Genomic DNA, 16,425 nt, shown 5'->3' with positions numbered 1-16,425 from the left:
CGGCCGGCAATTGTCGTGGCCGTCGGTGCGCGGATTGCCTGAATCCGCTATAGCCCGCCTATCGCAAGCGGGACGGCCTCACGCATCAGCGCGACAAACCGCAGCAACCGGGATGGATAAAACTGTGCGTGCGGATAGATGATGTAAACGGGGAGTGCCGCGGCCTGCCACTTTGGCGCGAGGTGGATGAGGCGCTGCGCGGCGAGATCGTCTGCAAGCAGCCAAGCCGAACTCGCGCATGCACCGATGCCGAGCAGTGCCGCGCTGCGAAGCGCGTACAAGTTATCCGTGCTCATGCGCGGATTGATCGAGATGCGGCGCGTCTCGCCCGTTTCTTCATGTGTCAGCGTCAACTCGGTTCGGTAATACGTCCGCAACGCGAGCCACGGTAGAGACATCAGTTGTTCCGGTTCTTCGGGCACCCCGCCGTATTCGAGCAACGACGGCGAAGCCGCCACGATCCTCGAGACGTTCGACAGCCGGACTGCCACCACGGCCGGATCGCTGGGCTCGCCCACCTGGATCGCGCAATCGATGCCGTTGGCGATGAAATCCCGCACGTCGTCGCGCAGCAACCACTCGACCGATACGCGCGGGTGATCGTTCAAATACGTCGCCAGCGGTTCGACCAATCTGTGTTGACCGAATGCATGCGGCACCGCCACTCGCAGCAATCCCTCTGGCTCCTCTTGCGCTCCGCGTACGTCGGCCTCGAACGATGCCCAACTCGCCAGCAACGCCTTGGCGCGCTTGAAGCACCGTTCGCCGTCGACCGTCAGCCGCATGGCGTGCGTCGTGCGCTGCAGCAGTCTCACGCCGAGCGACCGTTCGAGCGCCTGCAAGCGGCGGCTGATCGTGGGCTGTGTCGTTCGCATTTGCGCCGCGGCAGCCGACAAGCTGCCGGCCTCGACTATACGCACGAACGTTTCCATGAGCTCGAAACGCTGACTTGCACTGTCGGCGAAACCTTCCGAAGTGCGCGAGCGGGCGCCTGGGGCCGTGAAAGGGCGAGGTTTTGTTGTCATACGCGCAGCGTATAACAAATCTTCGTGCTGCGGTACTACCAGGGCGATGACAGGAACGTCACACTCGCGTCCATTGCTTCGACACGCGAATAAGGATCCGACGATGTCCACTCCACAGACCCTGCATGTAGCGTCCCCGGCTTTATCGCAAACCGCGCGGACGCAAGCCTCGACAGCTGCGCTCAGTCCTCGCCTGGTGTTACTGCTCGCGGCTGCCGCCGGGCTTGGCGTTGCCACGCTTTATTACAGCCAGCCGATGCTCGGCATACTCGAGACTCATCTCGGCGCGTCCACACGCGTCGTTGGAATGGTGCCGATGCTGACGCAGCTTGGCTACGCGCTCGGCATCTTGCTGCTTGCGCCACTCGGCGACCGGTTCGATCGGCGCCGCGTGATTCTCGTCAAGGCCACAGCGCTCGTCGGCGCTTTGTTGCTAGCGGCGGTTTCCCCGTCGATCGGATACTTGCTGGCAGCCAGTTTTGCGATCGGCTTATCGGCGACGATGGTCCAAGACATCGTGCCTGCGGCGGCCACGCTTGCGCCCGACGCGAGTCGCGGCAAGGTCGTCGGAACGGTGATGACGGGATTGTTGCTCGGCATTTTGCTGTCGCGCGTGGTGAGCGGTTTTGTCGCCGAGCATGCGAGCTGGCGGGCAATGTTCTTCGCTGCGGCAGCAAGCGTCGCAGCGATCGGCGCGGCTGCCTGGCGGGGGCTGCCGTCGTTCAAGCCGACGACGCATCTGTCGTATCGCGCCTTGATCGGCTCGCTCGCGCATCTGTGGTGGCATCACCGCGCGTTGCGTCGCGCCGCGTTCGCGCAAGGGCTGCTTTCAGTGGGCTTCAGCGCGTTCTGGTCGACGCTGGCTGTCATGCTGCACGGCGCGCCGTTTCACCTCGGCAGCTCGGTAGCGGGCGGATTTGGTCTTGCCGGTGCGGCCGGCGCATTGGCCGCACCCATTGCCGGGCGCTTGGCCGATCGCCGCGGGCCGGAGTTAGTCACGCGCATCGGTATTGCTATTGCGACGCTTTCGTTCGCGGCGATGGCAATCGGTCTCACGATGGCGCCTCATACGCACCTCGTCGTGCTTGCGCTTGCGACGGTCGGCTTCGACCTCGGTGTCCAGGCGACGTTGATTGCGCATCAGACGATCGTCTACGGCATCGATCCTGCGTCGCGCAGCCGTTTGAATGCGGTGCTGTTCGTCGGAATGTTCATTGGCATGGCGGCGGGGGCGGGCATCGGTAGCTTGGCGCTGGCGCAATGGGGCTGGGCCGGTGTGATCGCGCTTGCGGTGGTGTCGTCGATGGCCGCGCTCGCGGTACGGATGTGGCCGCGCTGAGCGGTGATCCGTGGCCCGAGAGGGCCGTCATCCGGCGTTTCGGCATTCGCGAACGCCGGACATTGCCGCCAGTCGTGCACAGATAGCGGCGAAGTCGCTATCCGCGGTGCGGGACAGTCCGATCTGCACGTCGTCGAGTTCGGGATCGTCTTCGGACTGCTGGACGATGAACTGCTTGACTCGGACGCTACCCGTGCCGAGGGCATCGTGAACGCTATCGAGCGACACGCTGCCGCGCTCGACCAGCATGTGGATGTTGCGCTGTTGCTTGACCGAAATGAAACGACGTTCGAGCGGTTTCACCCCGGCAAGAATGACCAGGATGATGATCGTGGCGCCGATAGCGGCGGTGTACATTCCACCACCGACCGCCAAGCCGACGCCTGCCACGGACCACAGGCTTGCGGCCGTTGTCAGTCCACGCACGATCTCCCCGCGCAGAAGAATCGAACCGGCGCCGAGGAAACCAATGCCTGATACGACCTGGGCGGCGATCCGTGACGGATCGAGTACGACGTTCTCTTCGCCCAGCACATCGGCGAATCCGAACGCCGAGACCAACATGATCAACGACGAGCCCACGCACACGAGCATGTGTGTGCGCAATCCGGCGGCCCAGTTCAGCCTTTCTCGCTCGAAGCCAATGGCGCTGCCGAGTAGCGCTGCCAAAACGAGTCGGCCTAATAGATCGAAGTTGCTTATCGTGTGTTGCATGTCAATAGACTGTTTCGCATTCGCTCGAAAACCGAATGAACATCTCTGTCCTTGCCCCCTGCCGCGGGCGATAGAACCGGTCATAGGGGGATTATGGATCATGCGTGGATGATTTCGCGAGTAGCGGTGCCCGAATGCTAAAACCTCCAAGACGTAATGGCGGCGCAAACGACTAGGAAAGCGCGTGACGAAGCGCAAACAGGTGACGTTCAACGGCCGGCTCCGCCGAGCACTGCGCAGACGATCGCTTCGGGCGCATCCTCCTGGACGAGATGCCCGGCACCCGGCACCTTGATCAGCATGCCCTGTGCGATTCGGTCCGCGAGCGCCTGCCCCTGTTCGAGCGGGATCCAGGCATCGCTCTCACCCCAGACGATACGGACTGGGAAATCCGGCGGAACATACCGCGCCTCGGCCTCGGCGACATAGCGCTGATCCATCTGCGCGATCTGCCGATAGAACGCGGCCTGGCCGGACGCCGCAAGCCACGGCGACCGATGGATCGCCAACGCTTCCTCGCTCAGCGGGCGTGCAGTCGCATTGCCGATATATGCCGATACGAGGGCGCGATGCGCATAGGGCGGCAGCCCAGTGAATGCCGCTTGATACTGCGCGACATGCTGCACGAATGGGGAACCTTGCGGCGTGATCCCGACAGGGTTCACGAGCGTCAGCTCGGCGTAGTCGATGCCATCGAGGAAATGCGCACGCAGCACTGTCGCGCCGCCGTAATCGTGTGCAAGCACCTGCGGGCGCTCGATGCCCCATTCGCGCAGCATCGCGCCGAACAGCCTGTTCTGCATGCCCAGCGAGACGTCCGCGTCCGGCATGTCGGATTGGCCGTACCCGAGCAAATCGTAGAAGAAAACGCGGCGCCTGAGAGCGAGCCACGGTGCGATCCGGCGCCAGACCTGCGACGAGAACGGCGTGCCGTGTACGAGCACAAGGGGCGGGCCGTCGCCTAGCTTGCCCCACGCGATCCGATGGCCTTCGAAGTTGAAGCGGTTTGTGAGTTCGAGCATCGTTTCACCTGTCAGTAACCTGTTATTGACGTATAATAGGTTGCTCGTCGTCTGATACAGGCGCAACCTTCAAATCGAAATTAATGGTTACTTCGAGTCAACGTTCGCCTCAAGGGAATCGATGGAGCGACGCCGACTTGGTCGGTGGTCACCCTGCGTTGGATTTCCTCAATACGGTGGCCGACAAGGGCAAGACGCGCATCGAAGAGAAGCTGGAGCAGTGGCACGACGTGCACACTTGGGCTGCCGCTGCAGGGCTACTCGCGCCGGCTGACTTGACGCTTTTCCGTCAGCATCCGGAATGGGAGGGTACGGAGCAACTGACAGCGCTCCATCGTTTCCGTGAAGACGCGTACGCGGCGATCGTCCATGTGACGAGCGGGATTGGCGATGGGCGAGCCTTGGATCGGCTCGTCGCGGCGATCCAGGACGCGATCGGTCGCAGCACGTTCACGTCTTTCGACGGCCGATTCGTATGGCGGCCCGACGTGCAGACGGCATGGCGCTGGATCGATGCAGTTGCGCTCGCTTTCGAGCACCTGATGCGCAGTGAAGACTTGGGTCGGGTACGGCAGTGTGGCCGCTGCACCTGGTTCTTCGTCAATCGTGGCCGCGGCGCCGGGCGGCGTTGGTGCGATATGCGGACCTGCGGCAATCGCGCGAAGGCCGAGGCGTTCCGCGAGCGGTGAGTCGCGAGGCAGGCGGTCAAACACTGAGTCGTCGGCACGCTGTAAGGGGGGGCGCTCGTCGCCCGCGCGCACGCGAGGCGCAGCGCGTCTTCGAGCACGCCCGCCAAGCGGCGCTCGATACGGCTGCGGCCACGGCGGCCTGGGCGCTCATGGAGCCGGGCCGCAATCGCCGCCTCGCCGAGCTCGCCAGACATTTCATTCACGGCTCCTCCCGGTGGGGATGTGATGCCTCCATGCAATGTTGACTGATGACGTAACCGGGTTATTGGAACAGACCGGCCGACGAGTAGCCGGCTGGGCGAAACGTGAAATCAGATCGGCGAATCGGGCAGCACCGACTTCAATGGAATGAATGCACCGCTGCAATCGACAGGAGCCGCATTGCCGGGCGAGCCCGATACGGTCACGTCGGCAGCTGTCGATGTCACGATCGAGTTGGCAAAGCTGACCGGGCCCGGTCCCAGCGTGAAATGGGTATAGGCCGGCAATACGGACGGGCCGCCGTTATGCCCTGTCGCAAGAGCCGGTTGCGTACCGTCGAACACCACATTGTCGAGCGTGATCTCCAGCGGCTTCACGACGCCGTTCGTGGCATACCCCGAAAAGGTCACCTGGCTGCTCTGCGAAGCGCTGCCCAGATCGCGGAACCCCCTGATGACGATGCCGGTGAAGCTCGGATACAGGGAGCCTTTGGCCGAACTGTAGTACGGGTCGAACACGAGCGGTTGGCGAACATTGCGCATGCAGACCTGCTCATAACGAACATTGCTCACCATGCCGCCGCGCGAGGAATCCGACTTGATGCGCAGGCCGTTTCCGTTGGGGCTGTCGTAGCCGTCCATCGTCAAGTCCGTGACGGCGACGTTACGGACGCCCGAGTTCGTTTCGCTGCCGATCGACATGCCGTGCCCATAATAAAAATGGTTGTGGGCGAAGGTCAGATTATTGCTGGCCGGTGCCTTGCTCGCCTTGACCGCAACGTCATCGTCGCCCGTACTGATGTAGGAATAAGCGAGCAGGACATTGCTCGATTGACCGGGATCGAAACCATCGGTGTTCTTGACGGTGTCGGGCGTAAAGCAAGTCGCGGGCGTGTGCGCATCGGGCGTCGTGCCGCTCGGGCACGCGTAACGCGCTTTCGTGTATTCAAGGCTCGGCGAGAGAATCTTGATGCCCCAAGCAGTGACGCCGGCGACGCTATCGAGTACCACGTGAAAGTTCGGCGAGTTTTCGAGCGTGATGTCGTGCAGCGTGAAGGCCGAACCCTTCGAAACCTGAACGAGCCGAGGGTTCTGCTGATTGAGGCCCATCGTCTTGTTCTGATACGCGACGTCCCACCAACTGCGCTTGCCCGCGTTCGGCCCGCTGGTCAGCAGGCTACCGCCGCGACCATCGATCACGCCCCTCCCGACGATCCCGCTACCTGCCGTGTCGCTCGCGAGTATCAACGGATTGCACGACTTGGTTTTGGAAGCCGTTGCCGTACCGCACGTTCCCACGCCGTTGTCATAGTTGGCCGGGTTGCGCGAAGCGAAGAGCGTGACACCCTGGTCGATCCACAGTGTCACGCCGGACTTGAGCCGGAGCGGGCCGCTGAGAAAGCCCGACTCGCCGGAGTAGCCCGCCGTCAACTTGACCGCTTGGCCGGCCGGACAAGCATCGATCGCCGCCTGGATGCGGGCGGCATCCGGTTGGGAATTGGCGGGGTCGGCGTCGAGCGTGTCGATGGATCCGCCGACGGGCGTCAGTTTTGCCTGCAACGGCGCTCCGCAGACCGTCGCCGGCAATGCTGGTTCGCTGACGGCGCCCCATTGGGTCGCGACGGCTGGCTCCGAGCCAGTCGGCGACGGGTAGGTGACGGGCGTCGACGCATCGGACGACGTTTTGTGGTGTTTCTTGGAAGTGTGCGCGTAGCACGAAAAGGCGGTAACGAGCGCCGCAATGCCGATAACGGCGTGTGATGCACGAGTGGTGTTCAAGTTGTTTCCCGGGCTGTCAGCGGATCTGTGTGTCCAAGGCAAAACGAGGCAGAACGCGAGCTGCTTATCGGTTTCGGCATAGTGTCTCGTCGGTCGGGTTGGTGATGAGCGGTATTTGCACAACGCCGATCTGGGCGTCCGACTCTACGTTTTGCGTGGCCTCGAATGGTCCGAGCCGGACGAAAAATTGCCGCCGATGGCGAACTATATGTCGCGCGACCACTGGAAATAACCACCGCAACGTGCGCTCTACAAAGCGCTGTCGCCGTCTTGCTCCGCCAATGCCGAGCGCAACGGCGCCAACCGCGCACCGAAGGAATAAACGCGAGGGCGGATTCGTTTAAAGGCATCTCGGACACACGCGCGATCCGCAGGAGCGCAATCATGAAACACGTCCATACGGCGGGGATCGTCGCATTGGGAGCAGTGATAGTAGCTGGCCTCGTAGCGTGCGGAGGCGGCTCATCGCACGGTCAGCATTTCCACGTGACCGCGCTCGTCTCCGACGGAAACATTCCGGCTGCCCACATCGACGCCAATCTAAAAAATCCATGGGGTATCGCCTTCAATCCAAAAGGTTTCGTCTGGGTAGCGGATAACGGCACGCAGAAGGCGACACTCTATGACGGTAACGGCGTGGCGCAATCGCTTGTCGTGTCGATCCCAGCGGGGTCGAGCGGCGATGCCAATCCGACTGGCATCGTGTTCAACGGCACGGCGGGTTTCCTGGTGAGCCAGAATGGAAAATCCGGGCCAGCAGTTTTCATCTTCGCGGGAGAGGGCGGCACCCTTACCGCATGGTCACCCACCGTCAACCCGACGGCGGCCGTGACGGTATTCGATAGTGGCGGCAGCGCGGTCTACAAGGGACTTGCGATGGCGAGCAGCAACGGCGCGACCTTCCTCTTCGCGGCCGATTTCCACAACAACAAGATCGATGTATTCGACGATACGTTCACGAAAGTTGCGCTTCCGGGCGCGTTTCAGGACTCGACGCTACCCGCTGGTTTCGCGCCTTTCGGCATTCAGGCAATCGACTCGAAAATATTCGTCGCCTATGCGATGCAGGATGGGGCCAAGCATGACGATGTGCCTGGAGCTGGCCTGGGCGTGATCGACGTATTCAGTACTTCCGGACAGTTCATTCAGCGTTTCGCGACCGGTGGTCCGCTGAATGCGCCTTGGGGCATGGCGCTCTCGCCCCGCGACTTCGGCCCGTTCAATAATGCTCTTTTGATCGGAAATTTCGGCGATGGAACGATCCACGCCTTCGACCCCAACACAGGTATGTCGATCGGGACCCTGCGGCATGCGGACGGTACAGCGATTGTCGAACCGGGGTTGTGGGGTATTGCATTCGGCAACGGGCTCAACGATCAGCCGACCAACACTTTGTTTTTCGCTGCCGGCCCGAATGATGAAGCGGATGGGGTGTATGGCCGCATCGATATTGGCCGATAGGGTTAAAAAGCAGCGACCAACGCGCCTTGATTACGAAAGCTACGACCAAAACCGGCGTCTGCTTTTTATCAGTTGTATAGCGTTGGCCTGCTTACGCCTATCTTCTCGGCGAGCACGCGCGCACCGCCGTTTCTGGTGCATAGCTCAATGGCCGCTTCCTGCTTCAACACCGGGGACAATGGCACCTTCGGAGCATTGCTGACAAGACGTTGCCGAACCGCCCACCTCGATGAACGCACGGTACCATCGCGCCAAGTTCTTGCGCGAAGGATATCCCAGCTCGCGAATGGTCGCCGCTGCGCTCCTACCGTATTTGATGTAAAGCTGAACCGCTCGAACGCGGTCTTCGTACGAGTACATGAACTACCTCCAGGTAGTCCAACTTTTCGTCCGCACCCTCGGAAGCGGACATTACTTATATGGTCGCCTCCCATTTGCAAGGTGATTGTGTGTGGCGAGGAGGGTGGTTGCGGACTTATATCCGGACTCGATCGCGGGACATGCCCGCCGGCCCCGATGGATTTCGCCGCAAAGGTCCTAATCTAAAAGGCGGACTCAAGGTCCGAGTAATGTCTCAGGGTTGCCTTTGCGCGGTCCAACCTGTCTTGCCATCGTTCAATACACCTGTGCAACCGTGAATGGAATTACTGGCTTTGAAGCGCGATCATTGTGACGGCGCTGGCTCATACGTTCGGCCATACGCAAGCAGTGCCCAGATTGTCCGTGCCATCTTGTTTGCAAGCGCAACAGCAACGACGTTCGTTGGTCGTCGGGCCAGCATCTGGCGCAAACGCTCCGGCAAGTGCTTTGAACTGGAGATTACCGATCGCTGAGCTAAAGTCGGAACTGGTGTACGGGGGAGTTGAGGCGGGAGATTGAAGGCGGCGGAGGTTTCAGCCGAGAATCTGATTGTCGAAGTCGGAAACCAGCAAACAACAAACCATCCACAATGAGCAAGTTTTCGGAAAAAGCAGTTGTCGGTCTATCGGAAGTCGGTCTGGGCCTGGACGAATTGGTGCGACACGGAGCGCGGCAAGTGATTCAGCAGGCAATCGAAGCGGAGCAGTCGGCGTTGCTGGAGCGATTCGAGAACGTCAAGACCTTGCATGGACAACGCGCCGTGGTACGCAACGGCTATCTGCCGGAGCGAGACGCGTTGACGGCAGCCGGGCCGATTCCAGTAAAGGTCCCCAAGGTTCGGGATCGATCAGGATCCGGTGTGAAGTTCAATTCCTCGATTGTGCCGCCGTATGTGCGGAAGTCGCCGCGCGTGAGTGCCGCGCTGCCGTGGCTTTATCTAAAAGGCATCTCGACGGGCGACATGAGCGAAGCGCTGAGCGTGCTGCTGGGTGAGGACGCCAAAGGCTTGTCGGCCAATGTGGTGAGCCGTCTGAAGGCGCAATGGGCCGATGAGCACGCCAGTTGGAGCCGGCGTGACCTGTCGAAGTCGCGGTACGTCTATTGGTGGGTCGACGGCATTCACACCGGGCTGCGCAGCGAGAACTCAGACGGCCAGTGCCTGCTGGTAATCATCGGCATGAGGCCCGATGGGCGCAAGGAACGAGTCGCAATCGGTGACGGTTATCGCGAATCGAAGGCATCCTGGCAGGAATTGCTGCTCGATCTGAAAGCGCGTGGCTTGCAGGCAGGTCCGCTCTTGGCAGTCAGCGATGGCGCCATGGGCTTCTGGGCCGCGTTGGAAGAAGTGTTTCCCACGACGCGCGGCCAGCGCTGCTGGTTCCACAAGATGGGCAACATCCTGAACGCGCTGCCGAAGTCACAGCAGGGCAAAGCCAAAGCCGATCTGCAGGCCGTCTGGATGGCCGCCACGCGAGCCGACGCGTATGCGGCGTTTGATCGTTTCGTGACGGTCTACGCAGCGAAATATCCGAAGGCCACGGAAACGTTGAAGAAGGATCGGGAGAGCCTGCTGGCTTTCTACGACTTCCCGGCCGAACACTGGCAGCACCTGCGCACAACAAACGCGATCGAGTCGACGTTCGCGACGGTGCGCTACCGTACTACGCGTACGCGCAACTGCGTGTCGCGACCGACCTTCCTCGGTCTGGCATTCAAGCTAATCGAGGAAGCGGAAAAAACTTGGCGCCGGATCAACGGCCCCGAACAGATCCAGCTGTTGCTGGAGGGCATTGCTTTCCAGGACGGCGAGCCGGTGCAAGACGATCAACCGGGTCAGCAGAAATTCGCCGCTTGACGTCGCTCTGCTATTCAATTCTTCGCCAGTGTTTCGACTCAAAAATGGATTAATGTTATTGAGCTGGATGTGCCCACTGAGTTCAGGCCACCGCCATCGATAAATCCTCACTGCCAGCAGGGCGTCGCCGCAGATCTGCTCGATCCCCTGCTGGAGCTGTTTCGCAGACGCGCTGAAGCGGGGTTCGGCCACGAGGACATCTCAGGCATCTTCGAGTTGATCTGGCGCCATGACAGTAAGCGGCATGAATTCGACGACGGCACCACCACAGCAATGGCCATTGCTTAGCATAATTTGACTTGCATGCTGCTTGGCCGCGTTACAGCTAACCGTGTACAACAATCAAGCAACGGAGCAACGAAATGAGCACATTTCGCGTTTGCCGAATATGTCCCCGGTCACGGCCGATGTGCGGCCGGACGTTCAGAGCCCGGGGCACGCCGACGCATCGCAGGTGCGTCCGCAAGAGCGTCAATTGCGTGGCGCGTTAGGGGGCCTCGCCCGTCCCCCCGCTCGTCTCGACAGCAGTCCGTCGTCGGGCAGCCGAGCCGCCACTGCCAAATTCAGCGCACCTGCCGTCCAGCACGCCGGTCAAGCGGTGGCCGCGCAAGCCAGCGCCCTGCAAGCCCGGTTTCCTGAGGCATCCGCGACGGCGATTCAGGGCCTTGCGGCAGAAGGATTTTCCGCTGATGGCATCGCACGGATCGTCGGCAGCGAAGGGGGCGCTGCGGCGCTCGCTGAACTCTATGACAACAAATATCTGTCAACGCTCAGAGCCGTGGGCTTTTCCGATGACGATATCGTGGAATTCGCTGCATCGGGCAACGGTGAACAAACAATCCACCAGGCCCTGCAAGTCTATAGCGCCCTGGCAAGCGCTAGTGAGAAGGCCACCGGCGAGGCGCTCACCGGCTTTCTTAAGATTCATGACGACGATATCATGCGCGGTATCCGCGATGCCGTTGGTACGCCGAGATTCGCCAGAATGTGCTCGTTCGTAAGGTCCGGGCGATTGCGCGAGCTGCAGGTCTTGGCAGTGTTTGGCGACGCCGATCATCTGATCCGAGACGCCGCGCGCGGCGTCATGCCGCCCTATACCCCACGTTAGGGCGCCCTCGCAAGCGCTACTGACAAGGCCGCCGGCAAGTCGCTCACCGGCTTGCTTGAGAATGGGCGGCCCGAAAAGATCGAGCTGTCACTTGACGGCATTACCTTCAAGGACGGCGAACCGGTGCACGACGATCGGCCGGTTCAGCAGAAACTCGCCGCTTGAAATTGACTGTCATGATGCTGCCCATACACCACTCTTGACGTTAGCTCCGAGCCCAGTGATGCGCGCTGCCGCAGGCTTCCATAACGACGCGGCTAGCAGGCCGGTTGACGAAGAACGGCACAAGCTGAGCACGTTTGAGCGCCTTGCTATGGATCGCGCCGGTCTCGGGTTCGACGTAATGAATCTGGAAAACGCGTTTGGCCAGGTCGATGGCAATGGTCGTGGGTTCCATCTGGTTCTCCTTGGCGGCTGGACTGCCGAACCAGCAATGTCGCATGCTCTGGATGCGAGCCTGCGGCGCTGGACGGCCCGTTGAGGCGGGACGCGACCATTCCATCTACTTGGTTCTAACACCCGAAAAGTTGATAATTAGGATTATGTTAAATAGCTGACGCATGGATGACGGCGGTGTCCGCGACGCCCAATTTTGGGGCGACCAACGAGCCGCCGCTGCTCCGGGATCGGGCCGCCGATTGAATTCATCGACTTGCCGATCTCCTGCCCCACACATTTTTCGCCATTTTTTCGCGTTGGGACGCCGCCACGCCGACGCGCGTGATCAAAAATCCAATCGCGTATTCAGAAACGCCAAGTTCCCCATTGCGCGGCAGCCCGCCGCGTTTGCAACAGGAGTAGAAGCAATGAGCCGAATCGGCCGCGGCAGCGGCAGCGAATGGAGCGAAGCCACTTCGAGTTCGCCGAGCTCACCGTCGAACCCGCGCAACCAGGAACGAGCGCCCTCGAGCCGGCGCAGCGGCATTTCGAGCCTCATCGACAATCTATCGTCGTGGACATTCGGATCATCCTCGCGCCAGAGCAATCGCAGCGGCGCGGCGGCGCCGTCGAACCGCCCGGCGACGGGGCGCAATACGGCATCGAGCGCGTCGGTGCTCAGCGACAGGAGCGAGGGATCTGCCCGCTCGGGAGGGTCGAGCTACTCGGGGACGAGCCGCCGCACGTCGCATGCGCCGGGGGAGAACCTCGGGCTGGGCTCGCATCGTGAAGAGTTGAGCCGACGCACGTCGGGTCTACGGCCGGCGCCGACGATAACCCAACGCGCTTCGTCATCTTCCAATCGAGTCGACTTCTCTTCCCAGCGTGTTGAATCGCAGACCATCACCGAGCGCGGTCGATCGCTGAGGACGACCGGGTTGGATCTATGCACCGGCGTCGCCGTCGGGGGGATACGCCGGGGTTCTGATGGCAGTGTCACCTCCTCTTCCGCGTCTGTATACCATTTGCTGCCCGGCGTGCGGAAGCCTGGGTTGCAGGTTGCCGCGCAGATCAACTCGCTGCGTTCGGAAGGCTACGAGGTCAGTGCGTATGTGGCTGGTGGCGACAGCACTTCGCAGGCTGGCATGCAACAGCGAGAAGCAATGGAAGCCATGCTGCGGGGTATGGACGTGCCCTACGGATCGGGGCCGGCCTCCGTTGGGGGATTTACCAAATACTCCCAATATCTCTCGGCAGAGATTGAGGACGATGGGCAGGTCAGCTATCGTCGGCATGTGGATCAATGAGCGAATCGCTTCCACTGAGGCGCGCCAATGGCCGGTGGCGCCGTGCGTGCGCGACAGGGGCGCCGCATTCCCGCCTATCAGGCCATTGGTCCGGACGGCACGGTTCAAACGTGGCCGCGGTTTTACGGCTGGTAAGTCACAGCCACCCCGCGGCCTTGAACCGCCACCACAGGAAAATGTCGATCCCGAGCATTGCGGCGAGACAAATCGGATACCCGTACGCATAGTGCAACTCGGGAATGCTCTGGAAATTCATTCCGTAGATTCCCGCGATCATCGTCGGTACGGCGAACAGCGCCGCAAACGCACCGAGCCGTTTCGTTACCTCGTTCTCGGCCAGCGAGATGATGCCGAGGTTGACCTGGATTGCGGTCACGATCATTTCGCGCCGCCCTTCAATCGTCCTGATGATCCGCTCCAAATGATCGGAAACGTCGCGAAAATATGTGCTCATTCCGAGGCAAATGCGCGGAATGCGGCCGCCCGACAGCTTGCTGACGCTTTCCAGCAACGGGGCGATGTGGTGATGTAACGTGACCAGTTTGCGCTTGAGCAAATACAGATCTTCGATGATCGCGCGCGATGCCGCGAGACTGTGCTTTTCGAAGATCCGGTCTTCGATCTCCTCGAGCTTCGCACCCAATGCCTCGAGCACCGGAAAATAACGATCGACGATATTGTCGATGAGCGCATACAGCACGAAGGCCGAGCCCTCCTTCAGCAAATGCGGCTCGTGCTCGCAACGCGTACGGACATCCTGGAAGCCGAGACGCGTCCGGTTGCGCACGGAAAGCACATAGTTCGGTCCGACGAATACATCGACCTCGCCAACCAGCAGTTCGTTGTCGTCACCGGTTTCGATCGTATGCAGCACGGCGAACAGCGAGTCGCCATACTCTTCGATCTTCGGACGCTGATGTCCATGGCGCACGTCCTCGAGCGCAAGCTCGTGCAAACCGAACTCATGTTTCATGACATCGAGTTCGCCGGCGTCCGGGTCCTTCAATGCGACCCAAACGAAGCACTCAGGTTTGGCGAGATAGACGCTGATGTCATCGACGTGGATGTCGGCGAGCTTTTTGCCGTCTTGATAGACGACGCAATTGATCAACATGGGGGGCACCGGCGGGCTGATTCGAACTTCCGCAAGCGTACCTCATCGGTGGCCCGCTGTGTCCACCCTACGCGACTCGCACCCCACGCACGTAGGTCGCACGCGGTACGGGAAAAGCATCGCTCAAGCCCACGCGCACCATATCGGCCCGCAGTCCGATACCGATCGCTCCTCTATCGTCGAGCCCAACGGCGTTGGCGGGTTCGCTCGATACGGTGGCGATCGCACGGGGGAGCGACCACCCCGCCTCTCGCACCAGTTGAAACGCCGCCACCATGAGGCTCGACGGAACGTAATCGGACGACAGGATATCGAGCAGACCCTCGTTCGCAAGCTCGAGCGCCGACACGTTGCCCGAGTGCGATCCGCCGCGCACGATATTGGGCGCTCCCATTACCGTGACCTGACCGTGCCGGCGCGCCGTCCGGGCGGCCGCCATCGTCGTCGGAAACTCCGCGATCGCGATACCGTCGCGCACGGCCTCTTCCACGTGTTCGACGAGCGTGTCGTCATGGCTCGCCATCGAGATGCCGAGCACCTTGCAGCGATCGACGATACGACGTCGATGCGCTTGCGCGTAGCGCGCCTGTAGATCGGACAGTTCGATCAACGCAGCTTGAGCCTTTTCATCGCTCCACTTCCCATTGCGCTCCTGGTACTGACGCCACTTCACCGGATCGCTCCACTGCCGCTGACCCGGTGTGTGGTCCATCACCGAAGCGAGTTCGACGAGCGGATGACTGCCGAATTCTTCGAAAAGATCGACGACGTCTTCGGTACCGACCTCGCAGCGCAAATGCAGGTAGTGCTGCGCCCGCAGGAAATCGTGCGCCGCAAGACGATCGAGCGCGGATACCGCATCGCGATGGATCTGGCTACCGCGTAGCCCTGCATCGGTACGTGAACCGATTGCGAGCGAATCGAACACCGTCGTGATGCCAGCGGCGGCGATCTGTGCGTCGTGGATGACGAACGCCGCATCGACGTTCCACGTGACGCCCGGACGCGGCGCGAGATGCTTCTCGAGATTGTCGGTGTGCAGCTCGACGAAGCCAGGCAGCAAATAGTCCCCCCGCCAATCGTCCGCCCCGGGCACGCTCGTCGTACCGGCCGCAACATCCCTCACGAGGCCATTCTCGACCCGCACCACGCCGATGAATTCCTCGTCGCGCGTAACGATCCGCGCATTCCTGATCAACATAGGTTGCTCCGTATCCGCTATACGCGGCGTTCGTTCGCACCGCTGGTCGACTGCCGGCCGCCCCAATGCGCGTCAGGCGGCAGCGAGCACCGGCAGAGGCTCCAACTCGAGCTGCCGCGTGCAGACTTGCGCGCGCGTGGCCTCGTCGTGGAAGATACCGACGATCGCGGCGCCGCGCCGGCGTGCTTCAGCGACGACCTCGGCAACGACTGCGCGGTTCGATGCGTCGAGCGATGCGGTGGGCTCATCGAGCAGCAACACCGGGTGCTCGGCAACGAGGCCGCGTGCGATGTTCACACGTTGCTGCTCGCCTCCCGAAAACGTCGCCGGAGCCAGGTTCCAGAGCCGCGCCGGGATGCCCAGGCGGGCGAGCCATAGTTTCGCACGCTGCCTCGCTTCATCGCCGTCGACACCGCGCGCAATCAGCGGCTCCGCGACGAGTTCGAGCGCCGGCACGCGGGGAATCGCGCGAAGAAACTGGCTCACGTACCCGACCACATCCCGGCGAACCCGCAGCAGTTCGTGAGGGCTCGCGCCAGTCAGGACGATGTACCGGCGCTCGAGAGTTTCGTCGCGTAGCTCGATCGATCCGGCGCTTGCCAAATAGTTTCCATAGAGGCAACGCAGCAGCGTGCTTTTTCCGGCGCCCGAGGGCCCGACGAGTGCGACGCACTCACCGCGCCGCAGCTCGAGATCGACGCCGCGCAGCGCCGGAATGACCTGCCCGCCTTGCGTGTGCAGCACGAACGTCTTGGCCAGACCGCGCGCACGCAGCATCAATGCTTCATCGTCTTCAAAGCGGCAGTCGATTCGTTCATCGCTCATTCGAACGTCCCCTCTTGTTTCAACGCGCCATGCGGCGCGCGATTCGTC

General features: G+C 61.6%; 15 protein-coding genes and 2 pseudogenes. 7 read left to right on the top strand and 10 right to left on the bottom strand.

Annotation, left to right across the window (positions count from 1 at the left end; all coding sequences use genetic code 11):
• Positions 1–47: 47 nt before the first annotated feature.
• Entirely contained in the window at positions 48–932 is an 885-nt protein-coding gene (locus GWC77_RS04390; protein ID WP_254366801.1) for a LysR family transcriptional regulator, read from the bottom strand.
• Positions 933–1,128: 196 nt separating this feature from the next.
• On the opposite strand from GWC77_RS04390, the gene GWC77_RS04385 reads away from it, so the two are divergent.
• Positions 1,129–2,364: an MFS transporter gene (locus GWC77_RS04385; RefSeq protein WP_173255636.1), complete on the top strand. Its 1,236-nt coding sequence runs from the start codon at positions 1,129–1,131 to the stop codon at positions 2,362–2,364.
• 27 nt (positions 2,365–2,391) lie between these two features.
• Here the strand turns inward: GWC77_RS04385 and GWC77_RS04380 are convergent, their stop codons facing one another.
• Positions 2,392–3,078 (bottom strand): MgtC/SapB family protein, encoded by a 687-nt coding sequence (locus GWC77_RS04380; protein WP_173255738.1) that lies wholly within the window; start codon positions 3,076–3,078, stop codon positions 2,392–2,394.
• A gap of 209 nt (positions 3,079–3,287) precedes the next feature.
• Positions 3,288–4,100 carry an alpha/beta fold hydrolase gene (locus tag GWC77_RS04375; protein WP_173255635.1) on the bottom strand — a complete coding sequence of 271 codons (813 nt, stop codon included), beginning with the start codon at positions 4,098–4,100 and terminating at the stop codon, positions 3,288–3,290.
• Between the two features lie 137 nt (positions 4,101–4,237).
• On the opposite strand from GWC77_RS04375, the gene GWC77_RS04370 reads away from it, so the two are divergent.
• Positions 4,238–4,789: a CGNR zinc finger domain-containing protein gene (locus tag GWC77_RS04370; RefSeq protein ID WP_254366800.1), complete on the top strand. Its 552-nt coding sequence runs from the start codon at positions 4,238–4,240 to the stop codon at positions 4,787–4,789.
• Between the two features lie 311 nt (positions 4,790–5,100).
• On the opposite strand, the gene GWC77_RS04365 is transcribed toward GWC77_RS04370, so the two are convergent.
• Complete coding sequence (locus GWC77_RS04365; protein ID WP_217283163.1) at positions 5,101–6,768, bottom strand: glycoside hydrolase family 28 protein; 1,668 nt, start codon at positions 6,766–6,768, stop codon at positions 5,101–5,103.
• A 384-nt stretch (positions 6,769–7,152) separates the two neighbouring features.
• Here GWC77_RS04365 and GWC77_RS04360 point away from each other — a divergent pair, with 384 nt between their 5' ends.
• Complete coding sequence (locus GWC77_RS04360; RefSeq protein ID WP_173255736.1) at positions 7,153–8,229, top strand: TIGR03118 family protein; 1,077 nt, start codon at positions 7,153–7,155, stop codon at positions 8,227–8,229.
• Positions 8,230–8,300: 71 nt separating this feature from the next.
• Here the strand turns inward: GWC77_RS04360 and GWC77_RS04355 are convergent.
• Positions 8,301–8,589 (bottom strand): annotated as a pseudogene (locus GWC77_RS04355) (IS3 family transposase); the annotation flags it as partial.
• A 304-nt stretch (positions 8,590–8,893) separates the two neighbouring features.
• A pseudogene (locus GWC77_RS04350) lies at positions 8,894–9,010 on the bottom strand (IS110 family transposase); the annotation flags it as partial.
• Between the two features lie 168 nt (positions 9,011–9,178).
• Here GWC77_RS04350 and GWC77_RS04345 point away from each other — a divergent pair.
• The 3 genes from GWC77_RS04345 to GWC77_RS04335 all read left to right on the top strand — a co-directional run bounded on the left by GWC77_RS04345 (position 9,179) and on the right by GWC77_RS04335 (position 11,552).
• Positions 9,179–10,444 carry an IS256 family transposase gene (locus GWC77_RS04345; RefSeq protein ID WP_173255735.1) on the top strand — a complete coding sequence of 422 codons (1,266 nt, stop codon included), beginning with the start codon at positions 9,179–9,181 and terminating at the stop codon, positions 10,442–10,444.
• A gap of 69 nt (positions 10,445–10,513) precedes the next feature.
• Entirely contained in the window at positions 10,514–10,732 is a 219-nt protein-coding gene (locus GWC77_RS04340) for a hypothetical protein (protein ID WP_173255633.1), read from the top strand.
• Between the two features lie 22 nt (positions 10,733–10,754).
• Positions 10,755–11,552: a hypothetical protein gene (locus GWC77_RS04335; RefSeq protein ID WP_173255632.1), complete on the top strand. Its 798-nt coding sequence runs from the start codon at positions 10,755–10,757 to the stop codon at positions 11,550–11,552.
• A gap of 205 nt (positions 11,553–11,757) precedes the next feature.
• On the opposite strand, the gene GWC77_RS04330 is transcribed toward GWC77_RS04335, so the two are convergent.
• Entirely contained in the window at positions 11,758–11,949 is a 192-nt protein-coding gene (locus GWC77_RS04330; protein WP_254366799.1) for a hypothetical protein, read from the bottom strand.
• Between the two features lie 409 nt (positions 11,950–12,358).
• Between GWC77_RS04330 and GWC77_RS04325 the strand changes: the two genes are divergently transcribed.
• Positions 12,359–13,237: a hypothetical protein gene (locus GWC77_RS04325; protein WP_173255631.1), complete on the top strand. Its 879-nt coding sequence runs from the start codon at positions 12,359–12,361 to the stop codon at positions 13,235–13,237.
• Positions 13,238–13,373: 136 nt separating this feature from the next.
• Here the strand turns inward: GWC77_RS04325 and corA are convergent, their stop codons facing one another.
• The 3 genes from corA to phnL form a co-directional block, all read right to left on the bottom strand.
• On the bottom strand, positions 13,374–14,351 hold the full coding sequence (corA, locus tag GWC77_RS04320) for a magnesium/cobalt transporter CorA (protein WP_173255630.1): 978 nt from the start codon (positions 14,349–14,351) through the stop codon (positions 13,374–13,376).
• Positions 14,352–14,418: 67 nt separating this feature from the next.
• Complete coding sequence (locus GWC77_RS04315; protein WP_173255629.1) at positions 14,419–15,552, bottom strand: alpha-D-ribose 1-methylphosphonate 5-triphosphate diphosphatase; 1,134 nt, start codon at positions 15,550–15,552, stop codon at positions 14,419–14,421.
• A 72-nt stretch (positions 15,553–15,624) separates the two neighbouring features.
• Positions 15,625–16,377: a phosphonate C-P lyase system protein PhnL gene (phnL, locus tag GWC77_RS04310; protein WP_173255628.1), complete on the bottom strand. Its 753-nt coding sequence runs from the start codon at positions 16,375–16,377 to the stop codon at positions 15,625–15,627.
• Between the last annotated feature and the right edge of the window lie 48 nt (positions 16,378–16,425).

This window comes from Paraburkholderia sp. NMBU_R16 (genome assembly GCF_013282575.1).
Classification (GTDB): domain Bacteria; phylum Pseudomonadota; class Gammaproteobacteria; order Burkholderiales; family Burkholderiaceae; genus Trinickia.
This window is presented reverse-complemented; position numbering and strand designations above follow the sequence as displayed.